This window comes from Hydrophilobacter chitinilyticus (assembly GCF_049860745.1).
GTDB lineage: Bacteria > Pseudomonadota > Gammaproteobacteria > Burkholderiales > Burkholderiaceae_C > Rhodoferax_B.
This window is the reverse complement of record NZ_CP187561.1, coordinates 3,562,551-3,585,431: the sequence shown is the minus strand read 5'-3', so window position 1 is coordinate 3,585,431 and position 22,881 is coordinate 3,562,551. Positions and strand designations below refer to the sequence as shown.

15 protein-coding genes are annotated in these 22,881 nt (G+C 62.9%); 9 read left to right on the top strand and 6 right to left on the bottom strand.

Going from position 1 to position 22,881, the window contains the following annotated elements:
• Positions 1-74 precede the first annotated feature (74 nt).
• Entirely contained in the window at positions 75-2,555 is a 2,481-nt protein-coding gene (locus ACPWMG_RS15905) for an HD domain-containing phosphohydrolase (RefSeq protein WP_483300450.1), read from the bottom strand.
• A gap of 7 nt (positions 2,556-2,562) precedes the next feature.
• The gene (locus ACPWMG_RS15900) at positions 2,563-4,686 is read right to left on the bottom strand and encodes a TonB-dependent siderophore receptor (protein WP_483300449.1); all 2,124 of its coding nucleotides are present in this window, start codon (positions 4,684-4,686) and stop codon (positions 2,563-2,565) included.
• 300 nt (positions 4,687-4,986) lie between these two features.
• Between ACPWMG_RS15900 and ACPWMG_RS15895 the strand changes: the two genes are divergently transcribed.
• Positions 4,987-9,051 (top strand): hypothetical protein, encoded by a 4,065-nt coding sequence (locus tag ACPWMG_RS15895; protein ID WP_483300448.1) that lies wholly within the window; start codon positions 4,987-4,989, stop codon positions 9,049-9,051.
• A 3-nt stretch (positions 9,052-9,054) separates the two neighbouring features.
• Here ACPWMG_RS15895 and ACPWMG_RS15890 read toward each other — a convergent pair whose 3' ends face one another.
• The 3 genes from ACPWMG_RS15890 to ACPWMG_RS15880 form a co-directional block, all read right to left on the bottom strand.
• Positions 9,055-9,828, bottom strand: a complete 774-nt coding sequence (locus ACPWMG_RS15890) for an SDR family oxidoreductase (protein WP_483300447.1) — start codon at positions 9,826-9,828, stop codon at positions 9,055-9,057.
• 57 nt (positions 9,829-9,885) lie between these two features.
• On the bottom strand, positions 9,886-10,269 hold the full coding sequence (locus tag ACPWMG_RS15885; protein ID WP_483305271.1) for a cupin domain-containing protein: 384 nt from the start codon (positions 10,267-10,269) through the stop codon (positions 9,886-9,888).
• Positions 10,270-10,803: 534 nt separating this feature from the next.
• Entirely contained in the window at positions 10,804-11,424 is a 621-nt protein-coding gene (locus ACPWMG_RS15880; protein WP_483300446.1) for a YitT family protein, read from the bottom strand.
• Between the two features lie 124 nt (positions 11,425-11,548).
• Between ACPWMG_RS15880 and ACPWMG_RS15875 the strand changes: the two genes are divergently transcribed.
• The 7 genes from ACPWMG_RS15875 to ACPWMG_RS15845 all read left to right on the top strand — a co-directional run bounded on the left by ACPWMG_RS15875 (position 11,549) and on the right by ACPWMG_RS15845 (position 18,558).
• Positions 11,549-12,856: an amidase gene (locus ACPWMG_RS15875; RefSeq protein WP_483300445.1), complete on the top strand. Its 1,308-nt coding sequence runs from the start codon at positions 11,549-11,551 to the stop codon at positions 12,854-12,856.
• A 161-nt stretch (positions 12,857-13,017) separates the two neighbouring features.
• Positions 13,018-13,854, top strand: coding sequence for an STAS domain-containing protein (locus tag ACPWMG_RS15870; protein WP_483300444.1), 837 nt, complete (start codon positions 13,018-13,020; stop codon positions 13,852-13,854).
• A gap of 10 nt (positions 13,855-13,864) precedes the next feature.
• Positions 13,865-14,239 carry an STAS domain-containing protein gene (locus ACPWMG_RS15865; protein WP_483300443.1) on the top strand — a complete coding sequence of 125 codons (375 nt, stop codon included), beginning with the start codon at positions 13,865-13,867 and terminating at the stop codon, positions 14,237-14,239.
• Entirely contained in the window at positions 14,229-14,633 is a 405-nt protein-coding gene (locus ACPWMG_RS15860; RefSeq protein ID WP_483300442.1) for an anti-sigma regulatory factor, read from the top strand. Before ACPWMG_RS15865 ends, ACPWMG_RS15860 begins: the two co-directional genes overlap by 11 nt.
• 29 nt (positions 14,634-14,662) lie before the next feature.
• Positions 14,663-15,631, top strand: coding sequence for an anti-sigma regulatory factor (locus ACPWMG_RS15855; RefSeq protein WP_483300441.1), 969 nt, complete (start codon positions 14,663-14,665; stop codon positions 15,629-15,631).
• 9 nt (positions 15,632-15,640) lie between these two features.
• Positions 15,641-16,567, top strand: a complete 927-nt coding sequence (locus ACPWMG_RS15850; protein WP_483300440.1) for a sensor histidine kinase — start codon at positions 15,641-15,643, stop codon at positions 16,565-16,567.
• A gap of 5 nt (positions 16,568-16,572) precedes the next feature.
• On the top strand, positions 16,573-18,558 hold the full coding sequence (locus tag ACPWMG_RS15845) for a hybrid sensor histidine kinase/response regulator (protein ID WP_483300439.1): 1,986 nt from the start codon (positions 16,573-16,575) through the stop codon (positions 18,556-18,558).
• Positions 18,559-18,597: 39 nt separating this feature from the next.
• On the opposite strand, the gene ACPWMG_RS15840 is transcribed toward ACPWMG_RS15845, so the two are convergent.
• Positions 18,598-18,969, bottom strand: a complete 372-nt coding sequence (locus tag ACPWMG_RS15840) for a response regulator (protein ID WP_483300438.1) — start codon at positions 18,967-18,969, stop codon at positions 18,598-18,600.
• Positions 18,970-19,293: 324 nt separating this feature from the next.
• Here ACPWMG_RS15840 and ACPWMG_RS15835 point away from each other — a divergent pair, with 324 nt between their 5' ends.
• On the top strand, positions 19,294-22,761 hold the full coding sequence (locus ACPWMG_RS15835; protein ID WP_483300437.1) for a hybrid sensor histidine kinase/response regulator: 3,468 nt from the start codon (positions 19,294-19,296) through the stop codon (positions 22,759-22,761).
• Positions 22,762-22,881: the final 120 nt, after the last annotated feature.

Sequence of the window (22,881 nt, the reverse complement as noted above, 5' to 3'; positions counted from 1 at the left end):
TGTTTCCGTGCCACCAGCGTGTCATTCAAGAGAAAACAGGCTCAACTGCTCGTCCTGTATGCGGTAGATGCTCTTTAATTGGTAGCGTTAGGCTTGTCGAGAGGCGGCGTGCCGAGCACGGCCTCCACATCCACGCTGTCGATCTGTTCCGGTGACAGAAAGCGCTGCGCATAACGCAGGTGCACACCGGTGCGCAGGAACAGCGCGAACAGGTCGCCATCGATCTTGCCGCGCCGCACCAGGCGGTGCAGGATACCGACCACTTCGGACAGCGGCTTGCCCTGCTTGTACGGCCGGTCTTTGGCGGTCAGTGCCTCGAAGATGTCGGCAATGGTCATGATGCGCGCCGGCACCGACAGTTCTGCGGCGGTGAGTCCGCGCGGATAGCCCCCACCGTCCAGCGTTTCATGGTGCGTGCCTGCGTACTCGGGTACGCGGGTGAACGGCGCCGGGAAGTTGGCGTTCTCCAGCATACGAATGGTGTGGATGATGTGTTCGTTGACCTTGAAGCGCTCCTCCTCGGTTAGCGTGCCGCGCGGCAGGCACAGGTTGTGCAATTCGCCGTGGTCGTACGCATGCTCGGGCACGCGCATCTTGAAGCCCTCGGTCAGCGCTTGCGCCTCGCCGGGCTCGCGCGGCACGCGGTGCCAAGGCTGGTCGGCCAGCAGCGTCTCGGTGGCGGGCAGCGCGGGGGCGGGCCCGTCGCCACGTAACGCCAGCTCCTGCCAGGACAAGCCGATCCGGTCGTCAAAGTGCCGCTGCCAGCGTTGGCTGCCGATGCTGCGCACGCGTGCCGCATCTTCTGCTGACATGGACTCGGGCCCTTGGTTGCAGGCCGCCAGGAACGAGAAATCCTGCGTCAGCACGGCGGCGCGCCGCGCGTATTCAGTATCGGCCTGCTGCTGCGTTGCGCGGCCTTGGCGCACCGATTCGAGCGCGTGGATGCGCGCGTCGCGCAACAGCACTTCAAAGCGCATGCGCACCTCGTGCAAGCGGTTGTAGACCATCTCCAGCCGTGTCGCCTTGTCGATTACATGCTCGGGGCTGGTGATCTTGCCGCAGTCGTGCAGCCAAGCGCCGATGCGGAACTCGCGCCATTGCGCCTCGGTCTCGAAACGGAAGGTGGCCAGCGGGCCGGTGTCGGTGGCGTGGGCTTCCTGGGCCAGCATCAACGCCAGCTCGGGCACGCGCACGCAGTGTCGGCCGGTGTAGGGGCTCTTGGCGTCGATGGCGTCGCAGAGGATGCGCACCAGGCTGTCGAGCAACTGGCGCTGGGCGTCGATGAGCGCGGCCAGTTGGCTTGAGGCCTGTTCCAGCGCATGTGTGCGCGCCTGCAGGCCGGCGCGCATGGTGTCCTGGGCCTGTGCCAACTGCTGCAATTCGCGCACCTTGGTTTTGAGTAGGGGCGCAGGCGTGAAATCCATGCGGGTGATGCGCTCGGAGGTACGCAGCAGATCCTGTAGTCGCCGCGCGGTCACACCGGCAGTTAGCCATGTCAGAGGCAGCACGATGCCCAGACCGAACAGGGTCAGCAGCCAGGTCGTGCGCTGGGCGCCTGCAGTCGCCACGGTCAGGTCGTCCATCGGCGCGAGCAGCACGATGCGGTAACCCATGCCGGGCAGCGCCAGCACCTGGTGCCCGGCCATCAGGTAGTCGGCGCCCTGCAATGTCACCCGTTGGACGGCATTGCCTGCCTTTGCGCGCACCGCCGCCGCGACTGCCGTGGCCAGGGCTGGCTGGTCGATTTCGGTGACGGGCTTCATGCGCACGTTGACGGTGTTCAGCGTGTTCCAGATGCTCCCGCCTAAACGCATGGCGACCACGCGCTGCTGGTCGTCCAGTAGCAAGGCAGTACCGTGCGCGCTGAGCGGCAGGCGGTCCAGCATGCGGTCCAGCAGCGCCACCGACATGCTGACGCCCACGATGGCTTCGCCCGCTACATCGTCCGGCAGCTTGCTGAACAGGCTGAAGCCCAACGGCCCGCCAGGAAAGCGAAAGACCGGCGAGGCGAATTTTTCGTGGTGCCGCACCTGCGGATACCACTGCGACCGTGGAACCGCCGTGGCATCGATGCGCCGCTGGTGCAACTCAACATTGTTGGGGCCGAAGTAGGCGATGTCGCCCCAACGGTGTCCCTGCGCATCGTTTGCGATGTGTCCTGCGGTGTAGACGGTACCCTGCGGCGCCTCCGGGTCCACGCGCAGCACGTACGAGATCTCGCCGCTGGCGCGCGTGACGTACAGTGCCATGGCATCCTCGTACGGCAACAAGGTGCGGGCCAGAATGGTCTGCGTCGTTTTGGATGCCGGGTCCGGAAGCAGCGGCAGCGTGTCCCGCAGGTGGTCGAGCAGCTTGAGATAGCGGTCCATGGTGCCATCCGCCTCACCGAACGCGCTTGCGGACAGCAGCCGGAAGCTCTCGCGTCCTTCCATCTCGGTCTGCCGTTGCACCTTGTTCAGTACCACCCAGAGAAAACTGGCTGTGAGCACCAACACGAGCAAGGCCACGCGCAGCGTCATGTGGATCTGGAACGGCAGGAGACGCGTGGCCCTCATGGATGCCTCAGATCAGAAAGTCCAACGACAACACGGCGCTGCGCGGCGAACCATAGAAGTTTTGCCGGTTGACCCCCGTCACCTGCTCGTAATACTTTTTGTCGAACAGGTTCTCGACGGCCAAGCCGATCCGCCAGTGCTGGCCAGCCGTGTACGTCAGGTTCAGGTTCGCCAGCGCAACCGGGCCCGAGGCCACCTGCACACTATCGGCCTGGGCATAGACCTGGCTGCGCCAGAACACGCCGCCACCCACGCTCAAGCCCTGCAAGCCTTTCCATATGCCGTCGCCAAAGGCATAGCGTGCGCCCAGGTTGAGCTGCTGGCGCGGCGTGAAGGGCGCGAACAATTGCCCCTGCTGTATGACGGGCGCTTGCACGTACAGCGTCTGCGTATAGGCATAGCTGGCTTGCAGTGCCCAATGTGACGTGGGTTTTGCGTTGGCTTGAAGCTCCAGTCCCTCGCTGCGCACCTGGCCGCCAGCGACAAACGCGCCGGGAACCTCGGGGTCGGCCAGTGCCCGATCGCTGTCATCAATGCGGAACAAGGCGGCCCGTGTTTGCAGTCGGCCGTCCGCATGGTCGCCCTTGAGACCCAGTTCGACCTGCCGGGCGCGGCGCGGTGGCAAGAGGCGGCCCGATGCATCCGAGGCCGATTGCACGACCAGGCTTTGCGCCAGGCTGGCATAGGCGGTGAGCTGCGGTGTGAGGTCTACCAGCATGGCCAGGTTGGGAACGAATTTTCGGCCGGGCGCGCTGCTGGCCGTGATCTGTCCGGTGCCGGTGCTGATGACCTGCTCATGGGCCCAACTGAGCCGGCCGCCAACCAACAGGCGCCAGGGCCTGGCGAGGCTGTATTGGACCTGGCCATACAGCGCGCGCTCGTCGCGCTCGGTGCGCGAGGTGAAGCCCGGCAGGGACAGCTCCGGATAGGGCGCCGTCTGGTAGTCGCGCCGGAACAGGTCGAAGCTGCTGCGTGGACCCACGGCGAAATTGTTGTCCAGGGTTGCGCGCTGGTTGTGGCTGGCGCCCAGCAGCAGGCGGTGCTCGTGCCCCGCCAGCATGAACGGCGTGGCCAGGTACAGGTCCGCGCTGCGGTCTTGGAGGGCACCTCGAAAGTCGTCGCGCGCGAAGGCGAAGCTGCCGTCTGCCGCCACCGGGCTGGCCGCGCGGCCGGAGCGATAGAAGTTCTCGCGGTGCACGCTGCGCCACGCCGCCTTGACCAGGCCGCCGCCAAGGAACTGATGCTCGATCTCGATGAAGCGGTCGTCGAAGCTGAGGTTCTGTCGGTTCTGTTGAGAGCCGACAAAACTGCTCACCGGCAGATCCAGCAGACGGCCATCAGCCCTGGCGGGTAGTCCCAGGTCGTCCATTGAGTCCAGGCGCTGGCGTGTGGCGCCGATGGACAGCGTGGTGAACGACGTCACGTCCCATTCCAGCGTGCCATACAGCGCCTGCTTGTGTGCAAACAACAGGTCGACATAGCTGTCACGGTGTTCGTTGACCGCCACCAGGCGGCCTCGCAGGGTGCTGGCGGCATTGAGGCTGCCACCCAGATCGGCCTGCATCCGGCGCAGGCCAAAAGACCCGACGCTGCCACCGGTTTCGAAGGATCGTTTGGCCGGCGCGCGCTTGCGTACCAGATTGACGGCGCCGCCAGGCTCGCCCACACCTTGCAGCAAGCCCGCCGGCCCGCGCAGCAACTCGACGCGCTCGTATAGGAAGAGGTCAGGCCGGGTGGCGAAATTGGCGCCGTCCGCAACGGGCAGCCCGTCCAGCAGCAGGGCGCCGATGTCAAAACCGCGCGACTGGATGGTGCTGTAGTTGCCAGCGCCATCTTGCCGCGTGATGGTGACGCCGGTCACGGACTTGAGCGCCTCGTCCACGCGGGTCAGTGCGCGCTGGTCAAGCTGTTGGCGCGTGAGCACCTCGACCGAACGTGGTATCTGGCGCGTGGGCAACTGTTCTTTGCCCAGGTCCAGCGGCTGCGTGCTGGCGTCTTGTGCATCAGGACGGGGACTTGTCACAAGCACTTCCGACAACGCTGCGGGCGTGCCCTGCTGCGCACCGGCTGGCACCCCGATGAGACCGAGGATGAGGATCAGCAGGTGCGGATCTCTGGAGTGTGACGGCATCGTGCACATTTATTGAACACACAAATATGGCAATTATCAATCTGTGGGCGATCGTCTTGACTGTAAAAAACTGTTCTCTATCTGGCCTCCCTCTGGCCTCCCTCTAACGCGCCCACCGCTCAGTCCCGGTCCTGTTCCTTTCCGGTCTGTACCGGATATGCAGGACAGACGGCCCGTGCTGTCTGCTTGTGGTTTGCGAGGTTTTGCCGGACGATGGCAAGGCTTGTTGCCGCCTAGGGTTGCACCGGTCCATGGGGCGTGTCACAGCAATCACAACCAACCCCAAACCGGAGGGACGCCATGCGCTTACGTCACTTTGTGCTGGATGGCAACGGCAAGCCCATGGTGGGCTGCAGCGTGGAAGCGGTGCTGGAGCTGAAGGTTCCTGAAAAGGTGGTCAAGACCGAGACCCGCGAGGTGGCGACCGCCGCGCCAAAAGCCAAGGCCGCGACCAAAGACAGCGCCACCAAAACGGTCGCCAAAGAAGTCAACAACACCGCCAAACCTACCGAGCCCGGCAACCTGGACATGGCCAAGCTGCTGGACGCAGACCTTGGCCTGAAAGAGAACGAAACAGGAGAGGGCGGCGGCACCTCCACAACGCCGGCACGTGACGTGGTACTGGTGCTCGGCAAAACCCGCACCGACCGCTGCGGCTACGGCGTCATCGACCTGAGCCGCTTGCCCAAAGGCAGCCGCAACCTGGCAAGCCTGGTGATCCTGGCCGTGGTGGCGGGTGGCAAGGGCGACTTGCGGCTGCGTGTGCGCGACGGCACCGGCAGTGTGTCGCTGCTGACCGGGTCTTTGCTTCAACTGCTGCAGACCGGCGCGGTGGACACTGCCACGCTCGCGGCTCTAGCGGCAGGTGCCGCAGACGCCCGCGAAGCCTTGATGGCCATGTTGGAAGAAGCATTGGCCGATCGCACCGATGCTTTCACCATCATTGCCGGGGTCGGCACGCTGCTTGGCCCGGCCGGACACGTGCTGGAGCCAGACGCCACCGACTACGCTTTTTCGCCCGATTCGTTTGTGTCGCGCCGCGACGTGAAGCTGGGCGCCGACGGTTGCGAACACCTCACGCCGGCCACGCTGGCGCTGCGCCAGTACCCGATCTACCACGTGGTGGTGCACGACGAGGGCAAGCCCATCGCCGTGGGCAGTAATGGCGAAGTGAAGGCGGCGAGCAGCCACCTGCCCTCGGTGCGCGACGCGGTGGTCGAGTACCGCGACATCCGCTGGGGCCGCATTCTGGAGTTTGACCAAACGTGGAACTCGCTCGGCCACTCGTTGGGCGAGGTGAAGTACAGCCTGCCGCTGGCGCCTGGCGAAGCGGTGAAGATTGCCGTCATCGACTGGAAGCGCAGCGATGCCGCCTCCCGGCTGGGCGCCAATGCTTCCAGCGACCAGTTGCTGCACGAGCAGGTGGTGGACCGCGACATTGACGAGATCGTCAAAGGCAATGTGTCGGAGCAGCAGTCGGGCGAAACCTTCATGGCCGGGCTGGCTGGCGCCATGGACTTTCAACTGCCGCAGTTCGGCATATCAGCGGCCGGACGGCATTCGGTGGGCTTTGGCATGTCGAGCACACGCGGCAACCGCGATGTGTCGGCCCAGGCGCAAGACAGCGTGCATCTGCAAACGGTGCAGCGCAGCAACCTAGTGCGCAGCCAGAGCAGTTCGGTGGTGGTGCAGGCCACCCAGGCCGAGAGCAACTACCTGGCCACGCGCATCATCGCCAACATGAACCGGGGGCATGCGCTCACGGTGCTGTATTACGAAGTGCTGCGCCACTTGGCGGTGCGCACGCGTTTCAAGCGCGCCGACCCGGCGGTGTTGATCCCGGTGGAGACGATCTACTTCACGCAAGACCTGGCCGCGCGTTTTCGTGCGCAGCTGGAGCCCGCGTTGCTCAACCGCAAATACGCCGAAGGCTTTGAAGCGCTTGAGCGCATCAACGCCGGCATTGGCGACGCCGCGCCGCCCACCAGCGCGCCACCGGCCACCACCCCACCCACCACGCCACCAGCCGGCCCGCCGCAGCCGGTGCTGGCCACGCAGTTTGAAGTGACGCTGAAAACCGGCTGGCGCTGGAACGGCCAACGTTATGCCGGCCCGGCCGACACCGCTGGCCGTCTGCGCGTGCTGGTGCGCATGCGCGACGGCACCGACATTGAACTGGTGCGGTTGGACCAGTTTGCCCCGCCGGTGGTGGCCAACTTTGCGCACATCTTCGACTTTGCGGGCAGCAACATCCTGGGCGCCAACAACAAACGCTGGACCGTGAGCTACGACAACGCCCAGCGCGGCTTTTGCTTCGCCACCTGCACCGGCAACATCCAGGCGATTGACTTGCGCCAGGTGCAGGCCTTTGTGGTGGAGTGGACGCCGAACGCCACGCCCTTTGTGGACCTGGCCGATGGCTGGAACCTGCAAGAGGTGTCGGTCCGCCCGATGCTGCAAAGCGGCGCTTTTCTGTTTGGCTTTTTCCAGTTCACCCAAAGCTCGGGTGAACTGTTCCACTACCAGCCACCGGCGCGGCTGGGCGACCCCGCGCCCACGCAGAACCACGGCATTGCCCTGGTCAACACCGACAAGCTCAATCCCGCACCCGAGCCTGCACCCACGCCCACCCCGGCCCCTACACCCGCCCCAGCCACACCTGCCACCAACACCACGCCCAGCATCGACAGCCACCAGTGGGTGCGTCTGCTGATGCAGCACCTCAACAACAACCAGCACTACTACAGCGCCCAGGTGTGGCTCAACATGGATGCGCGCGAGCGCCGCCTGCGCCTGGCCCCCTCGGTAGGGGCGCTGCTGGCAGGCTTGGGCGAAGTACCGCTGGCCCTGTCGGGTAACCATCTGGCGTTTCGCTATTCGGGCGATTTGCCGCCTGAAGTGGCGGCGCGGCTGCCAGAATTGAAGCTCGACTTGAAGGCGTCGGAAACCGTGGTGACCTTGCCCACGCGTGGCATCTTTGCCGAGGCGCACCTGGGCCACTGCAACGCGGCCGAAAAGCGCGACATCACCCGCCTGTGGAACTTTGAAGAACTACCGGTTTCGTTGCTGCCCAACATCGACGCGCTGACCGCAGGCCCGCGCGGCACGCAAGCCACGGTCACGCCCGACAGCATGGGCGACACACCGCTCACCGTGCAAGACACGCCGACCTTGCCCGCCGCAGGTGAGGCCATCGCCCAGGCGCTGGAACTGCTGGCCAAGCCCGATATCTTCCGCGACCAGTCGACGCGCGAGCAGGTGGCCGAGATCATGGGCAAGTTGATCGAAAGCGCACAGCCGCCCAAGCTCACGGGTAGCAACATTGGCTCGGCCATCGGCGGGGGCAGCGGCAGTGGCAGCGGATCAAGCGGTGGGCTGAGCGCGCCGCCACTGGTGAGCGCCGACAACGGCAGCAGCGCGGGCGAATGGTCCAACCCCTTCGGTAGCCAGGTCAGCGACACCAGCGGCGGCGAATCTTTCCTGGCCGAGAAATACCGCAACTACCGCCTCACCGACGACAGCGACCGCTTCCAGCTCGCGCCCGAACTGGCCAAGAGTCTGACGGGCTCTGGCATGTCGCAAGACAAGGTGGATGACGTGATCTCCAGCTACGTCAAAGGTACCTCGGGTGTGGTGAAAAAAGGACCGACGACCAGTGCATCGAAGTCCCTGGTGGTGTCGCTCAATGCTCTGGTGGACGTGCAAAACGGCGTAAAGCGTGCGCTCAACGGCAACTACACGCTCACCTTCAGCCCGCCGGGTGACCAGCAGGAATCGCCTGTGACGGGTGTGCAGATGCTGGTGCGCCAGGGCGCCAACGCCAAGCGGCTGACCTTGTCGCCTGACGTCTACACCGTGCGCGCCGACTACCAGGCCGCAAGTCCCGCAGACCTGGCGGTACTACGCGAACCGCAGCGCGACAGCCTGGGGCTCAATGGCCAGCGCATCGTGGAGTGGGCCCTGGACATGTTGCAAAGCGATCTGGCCGACCAGATGACCCTGGGCGCAGAGATCCGCGCGCGCAATGTCACTGTCGATAGCAAGACCAGCGAAATTGCGTTGACGGTCAAGGCCGAGGTTGTGCCTTCGACCATGGCCGCAGCCGAAATCGAGTTTACCCAGGGCACAGACTTCACGCTCACCAACGCCAACAAGGTGCAGTTCAACTCCGGCAAGCTTTCTGAATTGGCCACCCTGCTGTTTGAAAAACTCAAGGTGCCCCAGGCGGGGGCCATCGCCAGTGTGTTGTCGTTGTTCACCATTGAAAGCAGCATTGGCGTGGATGGTCAGATCAAAGCGGGTAGTGGCAGCAAGGTGATCTTCAAGTTCACCCCGTACATCCTGCGCGACATCTGGCTGGAATGAAGGCTACAGCGTTTGGGCGGCCAGGTGCTGCGCCATCCAGTTGTCGAAGTTGATGGTGCCCAGGCGTGGGTTGGGGCCTGCAGGCACCAGCGTGCCATCCAGCAGCGCAGCGCCAAAGTACAGCGCGTCTGGAGCGCCAATCACTGCACGCCGGTCGCCCGTGGCGGCCAGGTATTTCTCAACCAAGGCCGGCATGCGGATCTTCTCGGGCCCGGCGATCTCGGCCACGCCGTTGAGTGGGGTTCCTAGTGCAAAGTCGGCCATGGCGGCGGCCACATCGTCTGAGCTGATGGGTTGCACATAGGCGGAGGGCAGGCGCACGGCGCCAGTGTCGCTGGCCGACTGCACGATGCCGCCCAAAAACTCGAAGAACTGCGTGGCCTGCACGATCGTGTAGGGCCGGCCTGAGGCGCGGATTAGCCGCTCTTGCGCAATCTTGGCGCGGAAGTAGCCGCTGGCGGCCAACTGGTCGGTGCCCACCACCGACAGCGCCACGTGGTGCTGCACACCCGCCGCCGCTTCAGCGGCCAGCAGGTTGTGGCCCGAAGTTTCAAAAAATTCAAGTACGGCGCGGTCTTCAAACGACGGCGCGTTGGCCACATCGACCACCACCTGTGCGCCCGCGAGCGCCTCGGCCAGCCCCTCGCCTGTGATGGTGTTGATGCCTGAAGACGGCGAGGCGGCAATCACTTCGTGCGCGCCGCGTGCCGGTTGGCGCAGAAGTTGAACAAGCTTGCGACCGATGAGGCCAGAGCCTCCGATGACGACGATTTTCATGGTGATACCTGGTGGTGTGTCTTAACGTGGACTTAACTTGGAGGGGGAGGCTAAGCGTTACTGCGCGGGCACTAAAACCGGCGCGTCTTTGTTCTTCAAAAACACCACCAGAAACTTGGCTGGCTTGGTTTTGCTGGCGTTGCGGCCCACGGTGTGCACGTCTTCTGGGCCTTCGTAAAAGCTCTGGCCGGGCTTGAGCGTCACTTCCTTGCCGCCCTTCACCTGCATGACGATGGCGCCTTCCAGCACGTAGACAAAAGCGTGTGCGTCGTGCCGGTGCACGGCGTCGAAGCCGCCGGGCGGGTAGGTCACGGTGATGGCCAGCATCTCTTTGCCTGGCATGTCGGCCAGGGCTTTGGACATGAGCGGGGTGACCGCTGCATCATGCGGTCCGGCCCAAGCCTGTTGCGTAGGAAGCAAAGCCGCGCCGCTGAGGCACAGCAGTGCCCCGAATTTTTTGAGGTTCAACAAAATCAGCCTTTCGATAGAGCAAACAAGTGGAAAACATGTCCACAGGGTAGAACGTATGCACGACCTCCCTGGGGCCGCGTTGAGGTGCAATCGGGATGAGTTGATCGTCAAAGACCGCAGCATGGGCTCTCTGCCCATGCAAGGGTTCTGGCGGGCAAATCGCCCGATTTCACCCCAACCCGGAGGGCAGGCACCTTATCGGGCGCCCTGCGTCGTTACAAAACCAGCCAAGGCAGGAGCCTTGGCTTGGGTTTTGCGCCTAGCAGTGCATCCCGATAAGGTGCCTGCGCGGCCCCAGGGAGGTCGTGCATACGTTCTTAGACGCACGACGCGGTCAGTTTGTGACAGCCGGATGCGACTTTGCGTATCGAAAGGTTTGGGCGGGCGCGCGGCTTAGCCCGAGAGGATAAGTTTTTTCTTAAGAAAAATAGGGCCCTGGCGCTGATGTGGAAAGCGCAAGGTGCTACTTAAACCGTAGCAAAGGCGCTTCGGCCGAAACAGAGATCAAGTCACCGCGTAGCGCCCCGGCTTGTGGTTAATCCACAAAAACACGCCCATCAGCACGGCTGCCAGCACCGAGTAGGCCACGCGGTCGGCGGGAATGACGAACAGCGCCAACACCACCACCGTGCAGTCGATCACCATCTGCACCTTGCCCGCGCGAAAGCCTTTGTATTGCTGCAGGTACAGCGTGACGATGGTGGCGCCACCCAGGCTGGCGCGGTGGCGTGCCAGGAACAGGCAGCCTGAACCCAGCAGCAAACCGCCCAACACGGCGGCGTAGGCCGGGTGCATGTCTGCCACCTTGAAGACCTGTGGCGTCCATTCGGTCAGCGCCGACAACAGTGCAATCGCCAGAAAGGTCTTGATGGTGAATTCGCGGCCCATGTATTTCCACGAGAACCAATAGAACGGCAGATTCAGCAAGAAGAACAGCTTGCCGAAACTCACCCCCGTGGCGTAGTGCAGCAGAAACGCCGCGCCCGCCGTGCCTCCGGTCAGCAACCCGGCCTGGCCCAGCAGAATCAGCGCGAGCGAGACGAAGAGGGTGCCGGTGAAGATGCCCTGAGCATCATCGACCATGGTGTGGCGTTGCAGAATGGGCGGCGACATGACAGCGGGCATGGTGTGGAAGGGCGCAGATGGTAACGTGCGGCGGTAACCGCGTGTCCCTTGCGCCGAAGCAAATTTCGGTGACTTGAAACAAGCAAGCTCCATGCCGCAGTGCAACAAACCTTCAGTTTTAAACATGAACATCTCTGCATCCGCCACCACCCGACTCGACCAAGCCCTCGCCGCCATTGATGCCGCAGGCGATGAAGGCCGCCGCATCTTCACCCGCGTCTATGCCGACGCCGCCCGTGAAGCCGCTCAGGCGGCTGACGCTCGCGCGCAACGCGGCATCAGCCTGGGCCCGCTCGACGGCCGCATCGTCTCCATCAAAGACCTGTTTGACGTGGCGGGCGAGCCGACCACCGCCGGCTCGGTACTGCTGCGCAACGCGCCACTGGCGACCATCGACGCGCCCGTGGTGCAACGCCTGCGCGCGGGCGGCGCCGTCATCGTCGGCAAAACCAACATGACGGAGTTTGCGTTCTCGGGCATTGGCCTGAATCCGCACTACGGCACGCCGGGCAACGGCATCGACCCCACGCGGATTCCGGGTGGCTCATCGTCTGGCGCGGGCGTGTCGGTGGCGCGCGGCATGGCCGAGATCGCCATTGGCTCAGACACCGGCGGCTCGGTGCGCATTCCGTCTGCGCTCAACGGCCTGGCCGGCTTCAAGCCCACACAGGCGCGGGTGCCGCGCGACGGCGCGTTTCCTTTGTCTTTTACCTTCGACACCGTGGGCCCGCTGGCGCGCAGCGTGCTCGACTGCGCGCGTGCCGATGCTGTGCTTTCGGCGCAGCCTTTCCAACCGCTGGCGCCACGGGCCGTGCGCGGCCTGCGGGTGGGCGTGCCACGCGGCTTGTTGTTCACGCAGATGGAAGTGGCGGTGTCCAACGCCATCGAGGCGGCGTTGGAAAGCGTGGCACGCGCGGGGGCACAGGTGGACGATGTCGCGCTCGACGACTGGCTCACCGCGCCGTTCCGCCTGCAAGAGCGCGGCACCATGATTGGCGCCGAGGCCACCTACATCCACCGCGCCATGATGGACAACCACGCGGCCGAGTACGACCCCATGGTGCTCTCGCGCTTGCGCCGCAGCGGCACCTTGGACGGCGCGGGTTATGTGGGGGTGCAGCAAGCCCGCGCGGCACTGCTGCCCGCGCTGGACGCGCAACTGGCCGATCTTGATGTGCTGCTGCTGCCCACCGTGCCGATCACCGCGCCGCGCATCGATGCGCTGGCCGACGACGCGGCCTTTAGCCAGGCCAACAACCTGGTGCTGCGCAACCCATCGGTCTTCAACTTCTATGACTTGCCAGCCGTGTCGCTGCCGTTGCCAGTGGGCCAGGGAGCGCTATCCGTGGGGTTGATGGTGGTGGGACGGCGTGGCGATGATCAGACTTTGCTTGGCGTCGCTGCGGCGCTGGAGGCGTTGTGGGGGCGCTAAGCCGATCAGAAGCTGTGTAGGGTGGTGGATGCAATGCTTGTAGGCGGAGACGCCGAGTTGTATGTTTGCGTTGCATCCCCGTCGTGGCCGTAAGTCGCCGGCCCCATAATTCTCGAAGGTGTAAATAAAAGTCACTCTCTCGAAAATTAAAAGGGGTTGCCGTGGGTACAAGTCAGCAAGTTTTGGCGGAGTTGTTAAAGCGTGACCAGTCTGCCGTTTTAGAGGGATGGATTGCGGCGGTCGGCGGCGCAAATCCTTCCGCAAAGGTGCGTGCAGAGGCAACTGAAATCTGGGCCACGCTGTTGCCAGCGCTGCAATCGAATGAGGCGCAAGGATCTGGCGCCGGTGCCTGGAAACCCGTCAAAGCCGCGCTTGAAGCGCTATCGGCTTCACGCGCCGCGCAAGGGACGACTGCTGGCAGCACCAGCGCATTTGTTCTGGCGCTCAAGCAGCCCATTTTTGCCGCACTGCAGACCGAACTGGCCTCTGATGCGTCGGCTCTGGTCGGCTCCATCAATGGCGTTTCGACCGTGGTCGATGCCATGGCGCAGTGGACGGTGGATGCCTACCAACTCACACGCGAACAACTGATCACGCGCCAACAACACGAGTTGCTGGAACTGTCGACCCCCGTCATCAAGCTGTGGGACGGCGTGCTCGCCGTGCCCATGATCGGCACGCTGGATTCGAACAGAACCCAACTGGTGATGGAGGCGCTGCTGCAACGCATCGTCGACACCGAGTCCACCCTGGCCATCATCGACATCACCGGTGTGCCCACGGTCGATACGCTGGTCGCCCAGCACTTGCTGAAAACGGTGACGGCCATTCGCCTGATGGGCGCCGATTGCATCATCAGCGGTATCCGTCCGCAGATTGCCCAGACCATCGTGCACCTGGGCATTGACCTTCAATCGGTGACGTCCAAGGCCACGCTGGCCGACGCGTTGGCCCTTGCGCTCAAGCGCAACGGCTACACCTTCACGAAGAACAAATAGGCCTGCGAACATGTACCGCATCCCGATTTTGCGCATGGGACGATCATTGCTCGTCACCATCCAGGTCGACATGGAAGACCAGACCGCCATGGCGCTGCAAGACGACCTGGCGGAGCAGATTTCCAAGACGGGCGCCAATGGCGTGCTGATCGACATTTCCGCGCTGGAAATTGTCGACTCGTTTGTCGGACGCATGTTGGCAGGCATCTCCGGCATCGGCCGCATTCTGGACGCCACCACGGTGGTGGTGGGCATGCAGCCGGCCGTGGCGATCACGCTGGTAGAGCTTGGCCTGTCGCTTGAAGGTGTGAAAACAGCCCTCAATGTCAGCCGCGGAATGGCGCTCCTGAATGCGTCCGCCGAGGGAGAGCAACTTGTCGAATGACACCAGTGGTTCGGTGCCCCTTCGCAACGAAGCCGACATTGTGGCCAGCCGTCAAACGGTGAGAAAACTGGCAGTTCAGCTGAAGTTTTCCATCGTCGACCAGACCAAGATGATCACGGCCGCCAGCGAGTTGTCGCGCAACACGGTGGTGTATGGCGGTGGCGGCGAAATGGAGTGGGAGCTTGTCGCCGAAGGCATCAAGCAGGGGCTGCGCCTGCGGTTCCGGGACCAAGGACCGGGCATACCCGATCTTGCGCTGGCGCTCAAAGACGGCTGGACCTCGGGCAAGGGCATGGGCCTTGGCCTTTCGGGCAGCAAGCGGCTGGTGCATGAATTTGAGCTTGAATCGACCGTGGGCGTAGGCACCTGCGTCAGCGTGACGCGTTGGAAATAATCCAGGGCTCCAGCCACAGAGCGTTTCCAGTGGACGATCCGAGCCGCGTGGGCGAGGTGCGCCGGTATGTGGCCGACCTTTGCCGCGAGCTTGGGTTTGATGAAGTGCTGGCCGGTCAAGCCGCGATTGTGGTCAACGAACTGGGTAGCAACCTGTGCAAGCATGCGGGCCGGGGCCAGTTGTGGGTTGCCACGCGCGCTGGTGCCGTGCCTGAACTTGAGGTGCTGTCGGTGGACGACGGCCCGGGCATTCGCGACTTGCCGTTGGCCATGCGTGATGGTTTCTCGACCGGTGGCTCGCCCGGTACCGGGCTGGGCGCGGTGCAACGGCTGGCCACCGATTTCGACATCCATTCCGATGTCGCGACGGGCACGGTGGTGCTGGCGCGCTTCCGCCCTAGCGTGCAGAAGCGCGGTGCGTTCAAGCTGGGGGTGGTGGCGCTGCCTGCGCCGGGTGAAGTGGTATGCGGCGACAACTGGGCCGTGGCTTTCGATGGACCGCAGGCCGCAATGCTGGTTGCCGATGGACTGGGTCACGGCGAACATGCGGCGGAAGCCGCTCATGCGGCCGTAGACCTGTTTGCCAAGCAGCCGTTTGCGGAAATGAAGAGTGCACTCGAAGAAGCCCACACGGTTTTAAGAATGACACGCGGCGCCGCCATCACGCGGGCGCAGTTGGATGCCGAGGCCGGTACGCTGTTGATTGCCGGAGCCGGGAACGTGATGATCCGCGTCATGAGCGGGGTTTTCAATCGTACGGTCCTTGTCCAAAATGGCACGGTGGGTGTGCAAATGCGGCGCGTGGAAGAAACCCGGCACGATTGGCCCGCGCATGCTGTGGTGGTGTGCCACAGTGATGGCCTGCAGTCGCGCTGGCCCCCAGAAGCCATTGCGGCACTGGTCGGGCGCGACCCGAGTTTGGCTGCTGCGGTGCTGGTGCGGGACTATGTCCGTGGACGAGACGATGTCACCGTACTCGTATTGCGCCGAGACGATTGAAAGACCTGAATGGACGACTTGACCGGACTTGACCCTGCAGCCGCAACCGACAAGCCTGTGCTTGAAGGCAACGCGCTGGTGCAGGCGCTGGCCGCTGCTGAATCAGAGGTGGAGGCCTTGCGTGCGGAGCTGGAAGAAACCAACCGTGGCGTGTTGGCGCTGTACGCCGAGCTCGACGCACAAGCCGACAACCTGCGGCAAGCGACTGAACTTAAAAGCCGTTTCCTGGCCTATATGAGCCACGAGTTTCGAACGCCCATTGGGGCCATCCAAAGCATCGCGCGCATTCTGCAAGATAAGGTGGACGGCCCGTTGACCGAAGAGCAAGAAAAACAGGTGCGTTTCATCCAGGCCACCTCGGCAGAGTTTGCCGACATGGTGAACGATCTGCTGGACCTGGCCAAGGTGGAGGCCGGCCGCATCGAAGTGTCGCCAGCGTGGTTTGAAATGGTGGATGTGTTTTCGGCACTGCGCGGCATGTTCAAGCCGGTGATCACCAATCCCGACGTGGTACTGATTTTTGAAGAGCCGGTGGACGTGCCCAAGCTGTTCTCTGACGACCGCAAGCTGGCGCAGATTCTGCGTAACTTCATCAGCAACGCGTTGAAGTTCACGCAGCGCGGCGAAATCCGCGTCAGCGCCAAACGGGTGGCCGATGAGAAGGTGCAATTTGCCGTTTCAGACACCGGTATCGGCATAGCCCCCGAGTTTCACCACGCCATCTTTCAAGACTATTCGCAGATCGACTCTCCCATCCAGAAGCGCCTGCGCGGCACGGGCTTGGGGTTATCGCTGAGCAAGCGCTTGGCTGAGTTGCTGGGTGGCGATGTCTCGTTGGCGAGCGAAACCCTGAAAGGCTCGACTTTCTATGTCACGATCCCCATCCGCGTGGCACTGAAAGACGCGCCATCGTCGGCTGAAAACCTTTCTTCCTGAATCCCATGCCTTCCGTCACCGCCGGACTCAACGTCAGCATCGACAGGTCCAAACACACCGTGCTGGTGGTGGACGACAATCCAGCCACTTGTTACGCCACCGCCCGTGCCTTGCGCGCGGCCGGGTTTCAGACCCTGGAAGCGGGCACGGGCCAGCAAGCGCTGGAGATGTCGCTAGGCGACATCTCGGCCATCGTGCTCGACGTGCATTTGCCCGACATCGGCGGGTTTGAGGTTTGCCGATTGATCCGTGCACGTGAAGTCACGACCTCACTGCCCATCGTGCACTTGTCGGCTGCGTTCATCTCTGATACCGATAAGGTCGCCGGGCTGAACGCGGGCGCCGACGCCTATCTCACACACCCGGCTGAGCCGGCCATGCTGGTGGCCACCATCCAGGCGCTGGTGCGAGCGCGGCTGGCCGAAGAGCGGGTGCACCAGAGCGAAGCCAAATTTCGTTCCATCTACGAGCAAGCCCAAAGCGGCATTGCGTTGATCGATGATGATGGACGCTTTGTCGACGCGAACCCCGCCTTGCTGGAGATGATGGGCCGAGACGCGAGCGAAGTGTTGGGCCGCCCCGTGGCCGATTTTTCGGCCCCTGGCCATGAAGCGCGCATCCAATCCATCAGCACGGCGCAAAGCGGCCCGGCGCTTTGGCGCGAAGAGGTGGTTTTTCTGGATGCCAAAGGTGGGCTGCTGCACCTGGAGTGGAGCATGGCGGCCGGTGCTAGCGGAGAGCTTCGTGTTGCGGCAGTGTCGAATGTCTCGAACCGCATTCAGCTAGAGCAAGAACGCAAGCAGCTTTTGGAGCGCGAGCAGGCGGCACGCGCCACGGCTGAGCGCTACAACCGTTCCAAGGACGACTTCGTGGCGGTGCTGTCACACGAACTGCGCAACCCGCTGAGCGCGATCATGATGAACGTGCATCAGTTGCTGCGCAAATCGCCGCCGGCCGAATACGCCAAAAGCCTGGATGCGATCAAGCGCAACGCCAGCACCCAGGCACGCATCATCAGTGACATTCTCGACGTCTCGCGCATCAACTCCGGCAAGCTGACACTGGAGCGTGAATGGGTTGAACCCGGGGCGCTCATTTCGTCTTCGCTCGATTCGCTGAAGGCCTTGATTGACGCGAAACAGTTGACGTTGAACGTCGACCTGCAGACCCACGGCTTCAAGGCCTTGGTGGACCCTGCGCGGTTTCAGCAGATTTTCTGGAACATTCTGAACAACGCCATCAAGTTTTCCAACGAAGGCGGAGCCTTGGATGTGAGTCTTGTGATCGAGGACGGGCACTTGCTGCTGACGGTGCGCGACCATGGAAAAGGGATTGAAGCCAGCTTTCTGGAACGCATTTTCGAGAAGTTCACCCAGGCCGCTACGCCTGGGAGCCGCTCTGCCGGTGGCTTGGGCCTGGGGATGTCGATCGTCAAGCATCTGGTCGATCTGCACGGCGGCGACATCAAGGTCTCAAGCCCGGGCTTGGGGCAGGGCACCACCGTCAAGGTCACGCTGCCACAAGGCCAGGTGACCGAAGAGGACTCGCCTAAACAGGATTCTGGATGGGCGGCCTTGGGCGATGGCATGGATGAACTCAAGGGCACCCGTATCCTGGTGGTCGAAGACGACAAGGAAGCTGCGGATCTACTGGCGTTGATTCTGCAGGAACGCGGCGCAACGGTTGCCATGGCGGGGGATTTTGATGCCGCAGTGGCCTCTCTGGATGCGCTTGGCGCCGATGTCATCGTCAGTGACATCGGACTTCCAGGCAAAGACGGCTACGCCTTGATGCGTTACGTGCGTGCTGCACGCGCGAGCTTCTCTACCGTGCCGGCAATTGCCCTGACTGCCTTTGGACGCGAGGCCGACCGGCAGTCGGCCATGGAAGCCGGATTTGACTTTCATTTGGCCAAACCGCTTCAGCCGCAAAAGCTGCTGGCGGCCATCAAGTCGCTGATGTCAGGGCCATCGCGCTCTGTTAATACTTGAGCCGAATGGCCAAATGGCCAAATGGCCAAAGGCTCCGCGTCAAGCGGAGGCTGCTGGCAGGGCCTCTTCAATGCTGAGCAGCATGGCCTCGAGTTCTTCGGGGTCGCTGCTTTTCAGCAACGCTCTGACATTTGGGCCAATGGTGCCCAGCCCATGCCGAAATTCATAGCCGGACAGTAGCAGCACGTGGCGGCGATCGTCATGTTGCAGCCACACGCGGGCCAAGTCTGTGCCCGACATGCCAGGAAGGCTCACATCGGTCACCAGCACATCGAAGCGTTTCGATTCGTTCAAAGCGAGCGCCGCTTCTGCATGTTCTACCGCAACGATATCGCGGTGCGCGGCCTCCATCACCGAGGCCACACCTTCTCGGATGTCGTCGTCATCTTCAACGTATAGATAGGAAATCATTCGCTCAATCTGGAAAAAATGCGATGGATGCCGGTGGTTTTGACAATGCCAGACCGTCGGAGTTTCTCTGAAGAATGGCGCCGACGACAAAGCTTGATGCTTGCCATTCTTTGTAAAGTGCGGTGACAGGGCTGTAGGCGGCTTCCGTTTTGCTCGTAGGACAGCGCGCCAGGGCGGTACGGCGCCACCACACGGTCGTATGTGATCAGTTGATTCATTGGGCTTGGGATCTAGGGGGTAGACCCGAAGAAATTTTGTAGCCACATGGGCCGAAATAATGCTCTACTCTGCTGACATCACAACGCCAAGGGAGATCTTTCCGCCATGCCGCAAAGGAAACCTATTGCCAGCCCGAGCAGTGAAATCTTGCCCACCGGCGGCAAGCAGTATGGGTTGACGTGGGGCGTGTGTATCTTGGTGATGGCGGTTGGCATGGCCGTTCTCTGTGGCTGGGCCCTCAGCGTGCCACTGTTGCGCAGTGTGATTCCGGGCGCGGTGGAAATGAAGGCCAACACTGCGGTGGGCTTGGTGGCAAGTGCCGCCGCGCTGGGCCTGATGCGGCTACGGCGCTCCAGCGCAGGAGATGGCGGTACATGGTATAGCCCATGGGCGGCTTTTCTCTCTGCGGCAGTGGCTGTGCTTGGGTTGTTGACGCTGGCCCAATACGCTTTTGGCTGGAACGCTGGGGTCGATGAGTTTCTGTTTCTGGACACTGCGGCCGCCTTCAACGTCGCGCGTGGGCGCATGTCACCCTACAGTGCTTTTGCGTTTGTCATGCTCGGCGTGGCACTGGTTGCGTTGCCGTACCGCCAAATGGTGCGGTTGACGCGTACAGCGTCCGGCCTGGTGGTGGTCATCGGTGTGGTGTCCTTTCTGGGTTACTTGTGGAACGTGAGCCAGATCGTTACCGACCGCGTGGTGCCTCCCGTGGCGGTGAATACCGCCTTGTGTTTCATCTTGCTTGGGGTAGCTATCTATCTGGAGGCTGATGCGTCGTCAAACGGTGTCAATGCGCGGGCGCGCAGCCGGCTCGAAACATTGGTGCTGGGCGGTTTCATTCCGACCGCATTGTTTGTGTTTGTCGGGGGCGGACTTACCTACCGTGCCAACGAGAACTTTGCCGAAACCGCGCAGCTCGTAGCCCACACCCAGGAGGTGCGCGCTGAACTGAGCCGAGTCTATGGTGCGCTGGTCGATACCGAGCTGGCGCGGCGCAACCAGATGTTGACCAACGAGGCTCAATTTGCCAACGACTTCAATGTGCGTGCGGAAGCGGCGCGGGCGCATCTGGACAACCTGGCGAAGCTGATTGCCGACAACGTCTCACAGCGTGAGCTGCAGCGGCAATTGACAGATCTGGTGGACAGCCGTCTCAAAGCGCTTGAGGCCGTGAGCCAGGTCTTTCAGGCCGAAGGAGGCCCGGCTGCGCAGCGGGCACTGCGTGCCGAAGCCAGCAATCGTCTGATGGCCAAAATCCATGCCCTTGTGGAGCAGATGGACGACGCCGAAGAAGCCTTGCTCAACCTGCGGCTGCAGCGTGCGCAATCGCAACGGCATTGGATGTTGGGCGTGCTGCTGGGAACGCTGGCTTTGCTGTCTGTCGTATTTGTTCGGCTGTTTCGCAATATCCGCCAGGAAGTGATGGCCCGTGGAGAGGCCGAGGACCGATTGCAGCGCCTGAATGCAGAGCTTGAAGACCGCGTGCTGGCGCGCACCGCCGAGCTTGAAGTGCAGCAATCGTTCTTGCGCCGGGTGATCGACCTGAACCGCAACCGCATCTTTGCGAAGGACTTCAGTGGCCGCTTTGTCTTGGCCAATGCGGCGATGGCCGAGGCCTATGGCCTTGAAGTCGAGCAGATCGTGGGGCACGTGGAGTCTGAATTCAACCCCGACGAAGAGCTGGTGCGCCAGTTCCAGGAAACCGACCGCCAGGTCATTGAAAGCGGCCAGGAACTGGTGATCCCTGAACAGCGCGTGCGCAATGCCCAAGGCGAAACGCGATGGGTGTCGACGGTCAAGCGCCCGATCATGTCGATGGATGGCAAGTCCACCATCCTGCTGGGGGTTTCAACCGACATCACCGAGCGCAAGGCTGCGGCCGATGAGCTACGCAGCATGGCTGTGACGCTGGAGCGGCGCGTACAGGAGCGCACGCTGGAACTCAGCGAAAGCAATGCCGCGCTGGAGCAGGCGCGCCTTGAATCAGACGCGGCCAGCCGGGCCAAGTCGGCCTTCCTGGCCAACATGAGCCACGAGATCCGCACGCCGATGAATGCCATCATCGGACTGACGCACCTGATGACGCGCGAAACCCGCGACGCCATGCAGCGTGACCGGCTCGACAAGGTCAGCAACGCTGCGCAGCACCTGCTGCAAATCATCAACGACATCCTCGACATTTCCAAAATCGAAGCCGGCAAACTCACGCTGGACGACCGGGACTTTTCGCTCGACGAGCTATTGACCAGTGCCACCGAACTCGTGTCCGCGCAGGGCCGCGACAAAGGTTTGGAGATGATCCTCGACCAGGACCATCTGCCCAACCGACTGCGCGGCGACCCGACGCGGCTGTCGCAGATTTTGATCAACCTGCTGGCCAATGCGGTCAAGTTCACCGAGCGCGGGTGGGTTCGGCTGCGCGGCCAGGTGATCGCCGAGGAGGGCGCGCGCGTGCAGTTGCGTTTTGAGGTGCAGGACACCGGGCCGGGCATCGATGAAGAGCGCCAGCGCCTGCTGTTCAGCGCCTTCGAGCAGGGCGACAACTCGTCGTCTCGGCGCCATGGCGGTACCGGCCTGGGCTTGGCCCTGTCGCGCCAGTTGGCTCGCACCATGGGGGGCGACGCCGGTGTGCAAAGTTCGCTGGGGGCCGGCAGCATGTTCTGGTTCACCGTCTGGCTCACGCGTGCTGCTCAGGTGCCGAACCGCTTGCCTGCGCCGGTGAGCCTGGCTGGTTTGCGGGCTCTGCTGGTGGACGATCTGCCCGAGGCGCAGGTGGTGATCAGCGACCGCTTGCGCCAGATGGGGCTGAAGGTGGACGCTTATGGCAGCGGGATGGATGCGGTGAGACGCGTCGAGTCTGAAATGGCCGCGGGGCGCGCCTACGACGTGTTGTTGATCGACTGGCGGATGGAGCCCATGGACGGCATCGAGACGTTGAAACAATTGCGCCAACGCATAGGCGATGGCATGCCGCCGAGCATTCTGGTGACCGCCTTCGACCAGGATTCACTGGTGCGGCGTGCGCGCGAAGCGAAGTTCGATGCGGTGATGCTCAAACCAATCGAAGCCTCAGCGCTGCTCGACCAGCTCATGCTGCTGCTGCGCAAACAGCCGCATGCCGACCTCGCGCCTGCTTCACAAGCTTCCAGTACCGAGGTTTTGCTGCAGGCGCAGCATGCAGGGCAACGCATTTTGCTGGCCGAAGACAACCCTGTGAACCGGGAGCTCGCACAGGATCTGCTGCAGATGGCAGGGCTGGAGGTCGAGACCGCAGAGGACGGCAAGGAGGCCGTTGAATTGGTTCTCTCCAGACGGTATGACCTGGTGCTGATGGACGTGCAGATGCCTTTGATGGACGGTATGGAGGCTACGCGCGTGATCCGGGGCAGCGGCGGCGCTGCCAATGGCGCGTTACCGATCATCGCCATGACGGCCAACGCCTTCCTGGACGACCGCCAGGCCTGCCTGGACGCTGGTATGAACGACCATGTTGCCAAACCCGTGAACCCGGAGTTGCTGTATGCAACATTGCTGCGTTGGTTGCCGGCCAAGGGGGACACTGCTGGCCCTTGACGCTCGATGGGTTTGCGCACCGTCTGCCCGGTTTTTGCATTCCGGACCCGGCGCAAAGCCCGAAGTGACCATCTTCCGGCTTACGATAGAGCTTCTTACATAACCCTTCAAGGAGAGCGC

Excerpts from the sequence above, each read along its gene's own strand:
- ACPWMG_RS15840 (WP_483300438.1), bottom strand. The coding sequence starts at position 18,969 with ATGATTTCCTATCTATACGTTGAAGATGACGACGACATCCGAGAAGGT.
- ACPWMG_RS15890 (WP_483300447.1), bottom strand. The coding sequence starts at position 9,828 with ATGAAAATCGTCGTCATCGGAGGCTCTGGCCTCATCGGTCGCAAGCTT.
- ACPWMG_RS15875 (WP_483300445.1), top strand. The coding sequence starts at position 11,549 with ATGAACATCTCTGCATCCGCCACCACCCGACTCGACCAAGCCCTCGCC.
- ACPWMG_RS15845 (WP_483300439.1), top strand. The coding sequence starts at position 16,573 with ATGCCTTCCGTCACCGCCGGACTCAACGTCAGCATCGACAGGTCCAAA.
- ACPWMG_RS15865 (WP_483300443.1), top strand. The coding sequence starts at position 13,865 with ATGTACCGCATCCCGATTTTGCGCATGGGACGATCATTGCTCGTCACC.
- ACPWMG_RS15900 (WP_483300449.1), bottom strand. The coding sequence starts at position 4,686 with ATGCCGTCACACTCCAGAGATCCGCACCTGCTGATCCTCATCCTCGGT.
- ACPWMG_RS15850 (WP_483300440.1), top strand. The coding sequence starts at position 15,641 with ATGGACGACTTGACCGGACTTGACCCTGCAGCCGCAACCGACAAGCCT.
- ACPWMG_RS15905 (WP_483300450.1), bottom strand. The coding sequence starts at position 2,555 with ATGAGGGCCACGCGTCTCCTGCCGTTCCAGATCCACATGACGCTGCGC.
- ACPWMG_RS15880 (WP_483300446.1), bottom strand. The coding sequence starts at position 11,424 with ATGCCCGCTGTCATGTCGCCGCCCATTCTGCAACGCCACACCATGGTC.
- ACPWMG_RS15835 (WP_483300437.1), top strand. The coding sequence starts at position 19,294 with ATGCCGCAAAGGAAACCTATTGCCAGCCCGAGCAGTGAAATCTTGCCC.
- ACPWMG_RS15895 (WP_483300448.1), top strand. The coding sequence starts at position 4,987 with ATGCGCTTACGTCACTTTGTGCTGGATGGCAACGGCAAGCCCATGGTG.